Annotated in this window: 14 protein-coding genes and 1 pseudogene; 3 read left to right on the forward strand and 12 right to left on the reverse strand. The window is 39.5% G+C overall.

Features of this window, described 5'->3' with window-relative positions:
- The first annotated feature begins 70 nt into the window (after nucleotides 1-70).
- Complete coding sequence (locus PCORN_RS14650; RefSeq protein WP_036081983.1) at nucleotides 71-355, forward strand: hypothetical protein; 285 nt, start codon at nucleotides 71-73, stop codon at nucleotides 353-355.
- A 65-nt stretch (nucleotides 356-420) separates the two neighbouring features.
- On the opposite strand, the gene PCORN_RS14655 is transcribed toward PCORN_RS14650, so the two are convergent.
- The gene (locus tag PCORN_RS14655) at nucleotides 421-1,128 is read right to left on the reverse strand and encodes a hypothetical protein (RefSeq protein WP_051999513.1); all 708 of its coding nucleotides are present in this window, start codon (nucleotides 1,126-1,128) and stop codon (nucleotides 421-423) included.
- A gap of 95 nt (nucleotides 1,129-1,223) precedes the next feature.
- Between PCORN_RS14655 and PCORN_RS14660 the strand changes: the two genes are divergently transcribed.
- Nucleotides 1,224-1,484: a DUF3139 domain-containing protein gene (locus PCORN_RS14660; protein WP_036081985.1), complete on the forward strand. Its 261-nt coding sequence runs from the start codon at nucleotides 1,224-1,226 to the stop codon at nucleotides 1,482-1,484.
- Between the two features lie 134 nt (nucleotides 1,485-1,618).
- Nucleotides 1,619-1,870, forward strand: coding sequence for a hypothetical protein (locus PCORN_RS14665; RefSeq protein ID WP_036081987.1), 252 nt, complete (start codon nucleotides 1,619-1,621; stop codon nucleotides 1,868-1,870).
- A gap of 48 nt (nucleotides 1,871-1,918) precedes the next feature.
- Here PCORN_RS14665 and PCORN_RS14670 read toward each other — a convergent pair whose 3' ends face one another.
- From PCORN_RS14670 to PCORN_RS14720, 11 genes and pseudogenes are all read right to left on the reverse strand, one after another.
- Entirely contained in the window at nucleotides 1,919-2,110 is a 192-nt protein-coding gene (locus PCORN_RS14670) for a DUF951 domain-containing protein (RefSeq protein WP_036081989.1), read from the reverse strand.
- A 5-nt stretch (nucleotides 2,111-2,115) separates the two neighbouring features.
- Nucleotides 2,116-2,973 carry a ParB/RepB/Spo0J family partition protein gene (locus PCORN_RS14675; protein ID WP_036081991.1) on the reverse strand — a complete coding sequence of 286 codons (858 nt, stop codon included), beginning with the start codon at nucleotides 2,971-2,973 and terminating at the stop codon, nucleotides 2,116-2,118.
- Entirely contained in the window at nucleotides 2,966-3,727 is a 762-nt protein-coding gene (locus PCORN_RS14680) for a ParA family protein (protein WP_036081992.1), read from the reverse strand. Before PCORN_RS14680 ends, PCORN_RS14675 begins: the two co-directional genes overlap by 8 nt.
- Before the next feature lie 219 nt (nucleotides 3,728-3,946).
- A complete protein-coding gene (locus PCORN_RS14685) occupies nucleotides 3,947-5,356 on the reverse strand; it encodes a DHA2 family efflux MFS transporter permease subunit (RefSeq protein ID WP_036082055.1) in 1,410 nt (469 codons plus the stop codon).
- A 255-nt stretch (nucleotides 5,357-5,611) separates the two neighbouring features.
- Entirely contained in the window at nucleotides 5,612-6,349 is a 738-nt protein-coding gene (locus PCORN_RS14690; RefSeq protein ID WP_036082057.1) for a helix-turn-helix domain-containing protein, read from the reverse strand.
- A gap of 75 nt (nucleotides 6,350-6,424) precedes the next feature.
- On the reverse strand, nucleotides 6,425-7,147 hold the full coding sequence (locus PCORN_RS14695) for a YqeB family protein (protein ID WP_051999514.1): 723 nt from the start codon (nucleotides 7,145-7,147) through the stop codon (nucleotides 6,425-6,427).
- Nucleotides 7,147-7,737: a TetR/AcrR family transcriptional regulator gene (locus tag PCORN_RS14700; protein WP_036081994.1), complete on the reverse strand. Its 591-nt coding sequence runs from the start codon at nucleotides 7,735-7,737 to the stop codon at nucleotides 7,147-7,149. Before PCORN_RS14700 ends, PCORN_RS14695 begins: the two co-directional genes overlap by 1 nt.
- Before the next feature lie 107 nt (nucleotides 7,738-7,844).
- A pseudogene (locus PCORN_RS14705) lies at nucleotides 7,845-8,264 on the reverse strand (ParB/RepB/Spo0J family partition protein); the annotation flags it as partial.
- Between the two features lie 185 nt (nucleotides 8,265-8,449).
- Nucleotides 8,450-9,469, reverse strand: coding sequence for an Lmo2079 family surface lipoprotein (locus PCORN_RS14710; protein ID WP_036081996.1), 1,020 nt, complete (start codon nucleotides 9,467-9,469; stop codon nucleotides 8,450-8,452).
- A gap of 34 nt (nucleotides 9,470-9,503) precedes the next feature.
- The gene (locus PCORN_RS14715) at nucleotides 9,504-11,432 is read right to left on the reverse strand and encodes an ABC transporter ATP-binding protein/permease (protein WP_036081998.1); all 1,929 of its coding nucleotides are present in this window, start codon (nucleotides 11,430-11,432) and stop codon (nucleotides 9,504-9,506) included.
- Complete coding sequence (locus PCORN_RS14720; protein WP_036082000.1) at nucleotides 11,377-12,105, reverse strand: alpha/beta fold hydrolase; 729 nt, start codon at nucleotides 12,103-12,105, stop codon at nucleotides 11,377-11,379. The genes PCORN_RS14715 and PCORN_RS14720 overlap by 56 nt, the downstream gene beginning before the upstream one ends.
- Nucleotides 12,106-12,108: the final 3 nt, after the last annotated feature.

Genomic DNA, 12,108 nt, shown 5'->3' on the forward strand with positions numbered 1-12,108 from the left:
CGTAAGGTCTTTTTTGCGTACTTTTTTGGGAAACGGAGTCTATGAAAATCGCACAAAAGGAGACGATAGTATGGCTTTATTCGATTTTTTGAAAGATATGGCAACAGAAAAAGTAACAGATTTACTCGGCGGTGCAGGTGACGTCGTCGATCAAGTAACAGGCGGTGCAACAGACCTCACGGAGCAAGCACAGAACCTAACAGAACAAATCAACCCCGAAGAAATTACAGGTCAAATCAGCGAACAAGCTGGCGGCCTCGTTGACCAAGTAACAGAAAACGCAAATATCACAGAATCCCTTGGTGATGTTGGAAATATCGTGAATGGAATTAAAGATTTGTTTGGTGGGAAGTAATATAGCATGATTAAAAGGCCAAGATGACTACATGAAATCGGTAGTGTCTTGGCCTTTTCGTATTTTTAAAATTTCGCAACTAGTTTTGGTTTATAACTGTTACTAAAACTATCTACTAATCCATACGGAGTCACAACAAACCCCGGAGCCCTAACCTTCATAAACGCCATATTTTCCGAACCATTCCAATAAGCTTGATACGGAATTTTAGAACAATACGTTGGATTCGTCGTAAATTGAACAGGCCCACTCAAAAATCCGTATCGCGGGAAAATATTTTGCTTACTACTGCCCGTCGTACTATAGTAATTCCGATCCGCCCAACTCGCAGCCTTTATGGCAATATCCCGATATTTACTATCTACGCGGTATACCCATACAGTTCCTGATTTATAAAAGCTTTTCCAAGTTGCCAATGTACTTTGTCGTGTAGTCTTACCTACAGCAGGAATATCCAGTACCCAATTACTTGATGTTGCAATGGCTGCATGACCAGTCATACCACCTAAACTAGTTGCATTTGTTACAAAAATATCACCCGATTGCATTGTGTAAGAAGAAGCCTTCAGTAATGTTCTCTGTACTTCTTCAGTTGGCTCTGGAAAAGAATTCGCTTCTAGCCAATTTTCATAGGTTATCCCCACATCCATTATTCCTGAATCAATCAAACCATCATAATTTTCTTTAGCCTCTATTTCGGATGCGCTTACATTTCCTGATATAGGAAATACACAAAGTACCATTAAAAACATTATAAATACCCATTTTTTCATTTTTATCTCCCTTTTCTACGTAAATTTATCAAATGTATGATATTATGTTCGTAATAACACATTATCAAAATATTACAAGCGAGGATGGATAAATCATGAAGAAATACATTTTTACGGGCCTAATAGTTATCATGGCAGGATTTGCAATATACTTTACCTATCAGTACTATCATACTAAGAATATAGCTATCAATTCTTATGAACAGTATATAAAAAAGCAAGGGGTTCCTAAATCAGATATCAAAGAATCTAAAACAACTTTAAACATACTGACTGGCAACTTTGAAACGATTACTTACTATACCAGTGATCCTGATTACAAATATCAATATATATATCTAAAAAAAATTAAATGAAACTGTATTAGGTGTTTACTCTATGCCACTCGGCGGAAACTCTGGTGTAGACAAGGGAATGAAGTATAAAATTTTAGAAAATGAATAGAAACCACATCTGCAGACTCTAACAAAAAACATAGGAGCTAAACCAAATGACTATTTTCAAAATAATCTCCAGTATTTTTCTAGTTATATACGCTATCCTCTTTATAAATATAACGTATAGCATTATTCAAACACAAGAAGGCTTTGCTTACCCTATTTGGATTCAAATCCTACTTGCTCTCTCCTTTTTAGCGGTAGCATTGCTAAATTTCACTCAAAAGCGTTACATTCTTGGCAGCGTCTTAACAAGCGCGGTTTTCATGCTTGGAATTAGTATTGTTATTACTTCTATTGCATAATAAAAGCGTTGAATGAACAGCTCAGGCTACTCATTCAACGCTTTTATTTTACTCCGCTCTCTCCAAAACCCGCTTCATTTTCTTCGTAAACTCGCGTCTTGGAATCATCACACTGTGTCCGCAGCCTTCGCACTTAATCCGAATATCCATACCCAGTCGAATAATCCGCCAACGATTGGTACCACATGGATGCTGCTTCTTCATTTCGACAATATCATTTAGATTAAAAGTCTGTTCCATACGCCTTAATCCTCGTCAAACTGAACATCTAAAATTTCTAAAATACGCCCTAAATCATCTTCAGATAAAAATTCAATCTCAATTTTACCTTTGTTATCACGACGCTTAATAGAAACCGCTGTTCCGAATTTATCACGTAATTGTGATTCACTTTCTTTGATAAAAACTGGGATTTTCTCCTGTTTTTTGGGTGTTTCACGTGAAACATTGTTATTCAAGTCCCCGACTAATTTCTCCAACTGGCGAACTGTCAAGCCATCTGCCACTGCCTTTTTAGCGACTGGTTTGATGTTCTTCTTATCTTTTAACCCGAGCAAGGCACGAGCATGTCCCATCGATAATGAACCGTCTCGAAGCATCACTTGAACTTCTGCTGGCAATGAAAGTAAACGTACCATATTCGCGATATAAGGACGGCTTTTACCTAGACGATCCGCTAATTTGGCTTGGGTCAAATCTAAGTTTTTCATTAGAAGATCATAGGATTCCGCTTCTTCAAGCACCGATAAATCCTCACGCTGCAAATTCTCCAAAACGGCTAACTCCATCATTTCGCGGTCATCTAACGTACGTACAACAGCTGGAATAGCTTCTAATCCGGCTTCTTTCGCTGCACGGAATCTACGTTCACCAACAACAAGTTCGTACCCTTTCGCCTCTGATCGACGTAAGATAACAGGTTGCAAAATACCATGAAGCTTGATAGAGTCGCGTAATTCGCGAAGTGCTGTAGGATCGAATGTTTTACGTGGTTGATACGGATTCGGGCGAATTTCGCTAACAGGGATGCTTTGCACAGCTTCCTCATTCTGATCGACATTGTTGAACAGCGCGCTAATTCCTTTTCCTAATCCTTTAGCCATGAGCAATCACTTCCTTTGCAAGATCTACGTAAACCTCAGAACCACGGGATTTATCATCGTATAAAATAATCGGTTTCCCGTGACTTGGCGCTTCACTCAAACGAATGTTACGTGGAATAATCGTTTCGAAAACTTTATTTTGGAAGTATTTCTTCACTTCGTCTATAACCTGAATGCCCAAATTCGTTCTGGCATCTAGCATCGTCAACAGTACGCCTTCAATTTGCAAATCTTCATTTAGATGTTTTTGGACGATACGAATGGTATTTAGTAACTGGCTCAAGCCTTCCAGCGCATAATACTCACACTGAACCGGAATTAGAACCGTGTCAGAGGCAGTAAGGGCGTTTAGCGTAAGCAGTCCTAGGGATGGCGGACAATCAATAATCACATAATCATAGTCATCGCGAACAGAATCGATCGCCTTTTTCAGACGAATTTCACGTGATATAGCTGGAACAAGCTCAACCTCTGCTCCAGCAAGTTGAATCGTAGCGGGAACCACTTCCAATGTTTCCATTGCTGTTGGTTTAATAACATCTTTAAGTGCAACGTCATCCACAAGCACATCATAGATACAATGCTCGATCTCACCTTTATTGATGCCAACTCCGCTCGACGCATTCCCTTGAGGATCGATGTCCACAAGCAGTACTTTTTTACCTAGAAACGCAAGACTAGAACTTAAGTTAACAGATGTCGTTGTCTTGCCCACGCCACCTTTTTGATTTGCCAGTGCGATCACTTTGCTCAATCTATTTCACCAACCCTCACATATTTATAGCACCGAAACGCCGATAAACTCATTCCACGTGATTAATCGCCGAACTTCCATGCGTCGACAAATGCTTCGTTTCGTTATACTTCTCCTCTTCTATTCTATCAAAAAATTAAGGTTTAGTCTTACTTTATGCGAAAATAAATTTCATTATACGCAAAAGCCGCGCCTGAAATTCATCGACACGGCTTGTTTTTATGCTTTTTTGCGAAGAAATAGTGATATAACTAGACCGATAATCGCCATCACGAGGCCGAACGTAAACGCGTTACGCGAACCTTCGACAAGCGATGCGGCTAAGTCTTGCGGGCCTGGATTCGTCACGGTCGCCATATATGTTTTTTGACCTGCTGACATAATCGTGATTGCCACCGCTGTACCAATTGCGCCTGAAACCTGTTGTAATGTATTCATGATCGCTGTACCATCTGGATACATTTTTGGTGGTAGCTGATTTAAGCCGTTTGTTTGTGCTGGCATCATGATCATACATACACCAATCATGAGCGCACTATGCAAGATAATGATTGTAACAGCCGTTGTGTCTAGCGTGATTTGCGTTAAGAACCAAAGTGCCACGACCGACACGATGAATCCAGGAACGACCAGCACGCGGGCACCGAATGCATCGAACAGACGCCCTGTAACCGGTGATAGCAAGCCGTTTATGACCCCACCTGGCAAAAGTACCAATCCAGCTGAAAATGCAGCTAAGGCTAGTCCTGTTTGCAAATAAAGCGGCAATAAAATCATGGTTGATAGGATAATCATGAATGCGATGAAAACGATCAATAATCCAAGCGTAAACATCGGAAATTTGAAAACGCGTAAATCCATCATCGGCTGATCCATCGTCAGTTGGCGCCAAGCAAATAAGCCCAAACTGACGACACCTATAACCATCGTTGTAATGACGAGCGCGCTTCCCCAGCCACTTTCGCCGGCACTACTAAAGCCGTACACAATTCCCCCGAAACCAAGCGTCGATAAAATAATCGATAAAATATCAATACGTGGCTTGGTAACTTCGGATACATTTTTCATATAACGCAGTCCAAAAAGCAATGAGAAGACTAAGAACGGTAAGGCAATCCAAAAAATCCAGTTCCATGTTAAATTCTCAATAATAAGTCCTGAAATCGTTGGTCCCACTGCGGGCGCGAACATAATAACAAGTCCGATAAGCCCCATCGCAGATCCCCGTTTATGCTCTGGAAAAATAACCAGAATCGTGTTGAACATTAATGGTAGTAAAAGTCCGGTACCAATCGCTTGGATAACCCGAGCGATCATTAAAATCCCAAAATCCGGTGCCAATGCTGCGATTAGCGTTCCAACTATCGAAAATACGACAGATGCAAAAAATAATTTTCGCGTGGTAAACCATTGTAATAAAAGTCCTGAAACTGGTACTAAAATACCTAATGTCAGCAAATATCCCGTCGTTAGCCACTGAATCGTTGCTGAACTTACATCAAATACACGAATTAAATCCGTAAGTGCCATATTTAAAGCCGTTTCACTAAACAAGCCTATAAATCCTGCAATTAGAAAAGCCGTGACAATCGGTATAGTCTTAAATTCCTGTCTTTCTTGTGCTGTTATTGTTTTACTCAAAGAAATTTCCCCCTCTTCACCTTCATTTGCGTGAAGCTTCTATTTTAATAGTTTTCATGGGTAAAGTCAAGCAAATAAGAACATACGTTTCCATAAATAAAGAATTATTATAGAGGTTTTTCAAGCGATACTCAGGATATTTCTATTAAAAATCCCATTTTAGCGACCTTTTTTCTATATTAAGAACTAAAAAATGGCTCCTGAGTAAACCAGAAACCATCTCCTTATCCCCATTCTAAAACACTATTCAATCGTCAAATGATCATCCGTAAAATCCGTCGAAACATCCAGCACTTCACATGCCTTTTGATACATACGAACAGTCATATCCGGATCTCCTGCTTCCAATCGCGAAATCACAAGTGGCGATAAATCCGATTTCAGACCTAAATCCAACTGCGACCATTTCTTTTTCACGCGTTTAGCAAAAATAAATTGACCCAATCGCGCCGAAAAACTATCCAAATAATGAACAATCGCTTCGTTCTGCCACGCCAATTCTTTCAGTGATTCAAATTCATAATCATCCTTGCCAATACTCAATCTTGCCTCTGCGCGACGAAGGAAAATCCGCTTCACTTCTTCCCGATAAGCTCCCATTTTATCATTGAACGGGTTGCGATCTTTAAAATAGCCTTTTACGAAGCAATAATACGTTTCTGTATCCGAAAAAGCCGTGAAATAAAGCATCCGACAATTTTTATCTTTGAAGTGGACTTTCATTTCCTCGATTGGTTGGTCAACCGACGTCTCGATTTTATTCGTTTGTAGCGAGTACGATTGATTTTTGCCGATTGTCAAATGAACTTCCGGTAAAATCTGTTTTCCCGTTGATAATTTTCTCGTTTCCGCTTTCTCTAGCTGCATCAGGCCTTGCAATAAAAGGGTCGACATTAAAGGTTGTTCTTTAATCAAACTGTGTAGGAAATCATATGCTTGAAATTCATCTTGTTCATCTCTTACAAAAATTATTTTCGCCATATTATTCGCAGTAACACCTTGCGAGTGCACCGCTCCCCTCCTTTATCCATCGTTCTACCCTTATTGTATAGGTTTTCATGAAAAATTGCACCTTACTTGCGCGGCTGATCGCAATTCTTCTTTTTGCCTACGCCAATATTGCTTTTTACCATCATCTTTCACCGAAATACCAACATTCCAAATCTCCCTGCGAAGTTCCCGCGCGTCCTTTTCGTCAGACTTCTCCAACGCCTTTTCACGCGCCGCAAATAAAGCATTTTCACCTGTCTCAAATTCCGGTGTTTGCGCTACCCATCGCTTAAATTCCGTCTGAAAAGGATCCACCGATTGCCAGCTATAACCGTGTTCTGTGAATGCTCGCTCCACTTGTCCAGCCTTCATTTCCTGCTTTTCTCGATACATTTCCCGATTCTCCAAGTCCAGCAAAACCACTTGCTTCTTATCTAAAAATACCATCGAAATCCGCGCTTTAGGAAAGATCGACTCCACGCCAGAAATCGTGAATTTCACATCGGCGTCTCCAATATCCATCACAAGACTTTCGTGAAAAGCCATGACAGACAGCCATATTCCAGCGATAACACCCAATCCTGTTGTCGCAAAAACAATCCAAGTTTCACGAATGGAAACAATGAGTTCAAAAGGTCCTTTCAACGGAATCCACGGTAAAGACACCGCCCATTTTGCAATGTCCGGTATGAAAAATCCGAGAATCAGCCCTATAATCGGCGGAACAAGGCATATTAGCAGTTTATCAAAGGTCGAAAAGCTCAATATCGTTCGCTTATTTTTATGCATTATTTATTCACTCTCTTCATTATATTTTCGATAGCCAACTTCCATATTTTCCGGTGTTCCACTTGGATGCCCATTAACATATAGTTTGAAATATTATCAATCGTAAGCGCCAAAACCTGTGACTTTGCCTTACTATCTTTTGCATCGACAACACCCAGATCAACGCCCAGATCAATACAACGCTCAAAACCTAGCAGAAAATCCTCCTGCAGTCCCACTATTTCCCCTGCATAATTATGCTCTCTTCCCGCAGTTAAAATGAATTCGTTCAGCACCTTCATCACTATAAAATTTTCTTCATTTGCTTCAGGAATCATGGAAATTCCACCGCTATACAGTTTTTTCTCGAAGTTTTTTGCCGTCATTTTATCTACTTGGAAGTAATTGTCGAAGCGATAATCCTCAAATATGACTTTAAAAACGGTATCTATTAGCGCATTTTTGGAGGAAAAGTGATAATAAATGGACGGTTTTGAGATGCCTACTTTTTCAGCAATCATAGCTAAACTCGTGCCTTGAATACCAAATTCCGCAAATAATGCAAATGTAACCTCTAATATTTGTTGATATGTCTTCTCTTTTTTCTTCATACTACCACTCTTTTCTACCTATCGTTAGGTAAATTATATGATGGTATTCGCCTAATGTCAATAAAAAACAGATATCCTCGTTGGAAATCTGCTTTTTGATCGCTTTTTTTTGCTTTTGGAATTTGATAGTAATCATCAGACTCCTCTTCCATCTGTAAATCCATACCGTTATCCTTTACCATCATGATGGACTGCTTGATTGCATTCACAGCAATTCGAACATCACGGCTAATTGCTTGGCGTTTCGGTTTTGCTTTTTTAGGCTTTGGCTTGGCTGGAACTAACGTCTGGATATGGCGCTCCGAGATTTGCTTCTCTAAAACGGCTTGCTGGGCGGCTTCTGGCAACCTTAGCAAACGCAATTTATCAGCTATCGCGGATTGGCTTTTCCCGACGTACTGAGCTAGTATTTCCTGGCTCACTTCTTGCATATCTAGCAAACTTTGATACGCTTTTGCCTCCTCAATCGGTGCTAGCTCTTCACGTTGTAAGTTTTCGATCAAAGCTGCCAATGCTACTTCATCGTCTGAATGCCATCTTGTACAATCCCCATATCAGCATAAAGGTAATACACAATTAATCCTTTTTCTCATACCAAAAATAGGCTGCCATTCCCTGAAAAACTATCAGCGAAAAGCAGCATAACTTAGATTCATTCACATTTTACGTTCATTACTTACGCTGTTCACGAATAATATCTGTCATAATTGCGTCAAACTTTTTTTTCCGTCACAACGCCTTCCTTACTTGGGGTTGTTGGTATTTTCTCAAAGTCCAAAAGTTCCACCGTAAAATCGAATTTCAGCTTCTGATTCATCTCTTTATTTTCGTAATCTACTGCCATGACAAGTTGTTTAATCCCCTTATCCGCATCTGGTTGTAGAGTCATAGTCACACCAAGCTGTGCCTCATCATTTTGCACTAAGTTTTTAAGCGTCTCTTGGGCGTTTTTATTCATAGTGTGCCATTTTTCTTTTGCTTCGGACTCCGTTAAATCAGCTATGTCAGCATAAATTTTCAAAAAATCTTGATTGGAGTAGAATTCTTCCAGCCAAGCATTTGCAAATTCCGCGAGTTGTTTTTCATTAAGCGTGAGCGTAATCTTCCCATCAGTCGCGCGATAGTTACTCTTTTCTAAGCCATTTAACTGTTTATAAAGCAGAATAATCGTTTTTTCTACTACAGCGCGAATCTGGTCTGCCTGTTCATTAGCTGTTTTTTCATCCACGACTTTGTTCGTTACGTTTTGCAAAACTTGTAATAGGTCAAGGTGCTTGTCTCTCATATCTTGATTGTCAGCAAGTACTTCAGAGAAAACAGAATTTGTCGCCGCATCTAGCACGTATGTCACAGGTACTGATGTTTGGAAAAAATCATTCGTCGGCATAAAAATTTGCCCCGTGTTCCCATTGCGGAGAGCGTGCGCAGTTATATCGAGCGCCGGAAAACCTCCAATATGAAGCCCAAACGTATGATGCGTTACATCACGCTCGCTGTCTCCTGATGTTTTGACTTTCAAGTTGCTGGCTAGTAATGCATCTGGGTTCAGTGAATCAAACACAGAGAATCCGGATATTTCTGTTGGCTGTAATGTAAACTCCGCGGTATACTGCTTATTTTTTATGAGGTTTCGGAAAGACGACATGAAATCTGATTTTGGTGAGCTACAAGCAGTGACAAATACCGCTACCGACAAAACAATAACGACCAATGCGATAATGGCTTTTTTCATAAGATTTCCCTCCATAATTCTTGTTGCATGATAATTATTCCATCGTTACTGCTTCAATTGGATCTAGTCTGGCCGCTTTTCGACTTGGAGCTAGAGCAGCAAGTAAATTAATCAGTAAATTGATTCCAATTCCAAAAAGAATCTGTCCAAGTGATAGCTGCACAATATTGTAAGAAATATGTTCATAGGCAATTGGATTTATCAGCGTCTGAACGACGAGAGCTCCAATGACACCTAAGATAGAACTAAAAATCCCTAAAAAGAGGGCCTCTGATACGAATAAGTAACGTATATCCTTTCTTCTAGCACCTAGCGCTCGTAAAATTCCAATTTCTTTCGTTCGCTCAGAAACCGAGATATACAAGACAACGATTACCATGATAGCAGAAACAAGTAATGAAATCCCAGCAATGGCTGTTAAAACATAAACCGCAAGATTAATATACAGTGTCACTGTGTCTAAGATGGCACCAACCCCTGTAACGGAGAAGCTTATTTTGCTGTCTGTTTTCAGGGCCTTAATTTTATTTTGAACGGCTTTTACATTCGTAGTTTCATCAACCGTAATGTTAATAAAATTAGGGGTAAGAGTAACGTTATTTTTCTTGTGCATTGCTTCTAACGTATCATAGGAAACCGATGAACTGCCTTGTTCATTCGAAATACCTGCAACCGTAAGCTCTGCCGAAATGATTTTTGGAACGTCAGCGGAGTCTAAAACTTGTAAAGATAATTTGACTTTTTTCCCAAGCAAATCTTTATAATTTTTGCTGAGTTCCTTTGCTACTCCTTTTTCTAACAGAATTTCATTTTTTACTGGGGCTCTCCCTATCTTAATATCATTTTGCTTTATACTATCCGTAAGTGTTTGAAAAATGGTGGTTTGTGCTTTTTTTTCTGCAAAGTTTAAAGTTGCCCCTCCAGTAAACACGCCTTTTTGGACATTTTCAACATGTTCTAATTTCCCAAGTCTCTTAATGTCTTGGTTGTTTATCGTTTCGGAATGCTTTACTTTCTGGCTATCTTCGCGTTCCTTCACCACTTGAAAAGAGTTCGGATTAACCAAATCTCCAACTTGCTTATTAATATAGCCGTTTCCTCCAGCGCCCAAAGCTAGCATTAGTAACACAGAAAATATACCAATACCACCGCCCAGAATGATGAGTAGGTTTCTCTTAATACCGTACATCATGTGACTCCATGCCATTTTAATGAGACTGCTAAAAGAAAGTGGCTTACTAATCGCTGTTTTTTGCTTTTCGATGGCATATGTTTCGCGAAGTCTTTGCTCTTCTTCCACTTTTCCATCTGCTAAACGCACAATATACGTGCCGTAATCAGCAACAGATTGCGAATGGGTAACCACAACAACCAATTTACCGGACTTTGCAATGTTACCTAAAATCTCTAATACTTCTTTCGTATTTTGAGCATCTAGCGCTCCTGTTGGTTCATCTGCAATAATAATGCTCGGATCATGGGCTAAGGCTCGGGCAATTGCCACACGCTGCTTTTGACCACCTGAAAGTTGATTAGGATGTTTCCCCATATGTTGTTCCAAACCGACTTGTTTTAATAAATCGGTAGCTCGTTTCAACTGTTCTTCTTTCGTCAAATTGGTCATTTTTAATGCGATTAAAACATTATCTAACACGTTGAGATAATTGATTAAATTAAAGGATTGGAAAATAAAACCAATCGTATTGCGACGATACAAATCTAGTTCTTTCTCCGTGCTTTCTTTAATATTTCGGCCATTCACAACCACTTCTCCGGAATATTTATTATCTAGTCCGCCAATAATATTCATCAGAGTGGATTTACCGCCGCCAGATTCTCCTAAAATAGAAATAAATTCTCCGCGACCAATCTCCAAATCAATCCCCTGTAATACCGGGAATTCTTCCTTATTCAAATAATACGATTTTTGGATGTTTTGTAATTTTAAAAAAAATGGCCTCATTCTTTTCAGAAAGAAAATTAGTTATGTTTTGAGCAATCCACTTACCCTTCTTGACTGGAAAATTATGATCTCCAGACACGGTATTTATCTGGGAATCAGGTAATAGTTTTTCTAACAGCTTTCCAGTTTGGATAAATGGAGATTTAGTACCGTATAGAAGCAAAACTGGTTTCTTTATCGTGCTAATTTTGTCTTCTGTCAACAAGCTTTGGCTCATAGTCATCGCATCAACCAACTGACCTTCGTTTACAATCTTATCTATTTTTTTCTCAGCTTGCTCGACTACATTTTTATTTACCGCTACCCCAACAGATTTCCTATACGTTTGGAACATCTCTTCACTGTTTAACGATACATTTTTAAAATAGGCTTCATTTAAAAGAGGCATATCAATTAAAGTAAGTGTTTTAACTCTAGTTGGATAAGTAATAGCAGTATATAATGCAGCTGTCCCGCCGTAACTGTAACCGACAAGATCGGCGTTCTCCACATTATAAAAATCCATAATTTTGAGTAATTCTTCGGAAAGTGAAGCAATAGAAAAGCCCTCATCATTCCATTCACTCATACCATGGCCTCTCATATCATACAAAATAACGCGTTTATTTTTGGCTAATTCCGGACCAATAGTCATGTAGTAAAGTGATAGATTTGTGAAAAGACCGTGCAACATGAT

This window comes from Listeria cornellensis FSL F6-0969 (genome assembly GCF_000525855.1).
GTDB lineage: Bacteria > Bacillota > Bacilli > Lactobacillales > Listeriaceae > Listeria_A > Listeria_A cornellensis.

Bases quoted from the DNA above. Each gene is read 5' to 3' on its own strand.
- PCORN_RS14660 (WP_036081985.1), top strand. From the start codon at position 1,224: ATGAAGAAATACATTTTTACGGGCCTAATAGTTATCATGGCAGGATTT.
- PCORN_RS14695 (WP_051999514.1), bottom strand. From the start codon at position 7,147: ATGCATAAAAATAAGCGAACGATATTGAGCTTTTCGACCTTTGATAAA.
- PCORN_RS14655 (WP_051999513.1), bottom strand. From the start codon at position 1,128: ATGAAAAAATGGGTATTTATAATGTTTTTAATGGTACTTTGTGTATTT.
- PCORN_RS14670 (WP_036081989.1), bottom strand. From the start codon at position 2,110: ATGGAACAGACTTTTAATCTAAATGATATTGTCGAAATGAAGAAGCAG.
- PCORN_RS14675 (WP_036081991.1), bottom strand. From the start codon at position 2,973: ATGGCTAAAGGATTAGGAAAAGGAATTAGCGCGCTGTTCAACAATGTC.
- PCORN_RS14720 (WP_036082000.1), bottom strand. From the start codon at position 12,105: ATGTTGCACGGTCTTTTCACAAATCTATCACTTTACTACATGACTATT.
- PCORN_RS14710 (WP_036081996.1), bottom strand. From the start codon at position 9,469: ATGAAAAAAGCCATTATCGCATTGGTCGTTATTGTTTTGTCGGTAGCG.
- PCORN_RS14690 (WP_036082057.1), bottom strand. From the start codon at position 6,349: ATGGCGAAAATAATTTTTGTAAGAGATGAACAAGATGAATTTCAAGCA.
- PCORN_RS14665 (WP_036081987.1), top strand. From the start codon at position 1,619: ATGACTATTTTCAAAATAATCTCCAGTATTTTTCTAGTTATATACGCT.
- PCORN_RS14715 (WP_036081998.1), bottom strand. From the start codon at position 11,432: ATGAGGCCATTTTTTTTAAAATTACAAAACATCCAAAAATCGTATTAT.
- PCORN_RS14700 (WP_036081994.1), bottom strand. From the start codon at position 7,737: ATGAAGAAAAAAGAGAAGACATATCAACAAATATTAGAGGTTACATTT.
- PCORN_RS14650 (WP_036081983.1), top strand. From the start codon at position 71: ATGGCTTTATTCGATTTTTTGAAAGATATGGCAACAGAAAAAGTAACA.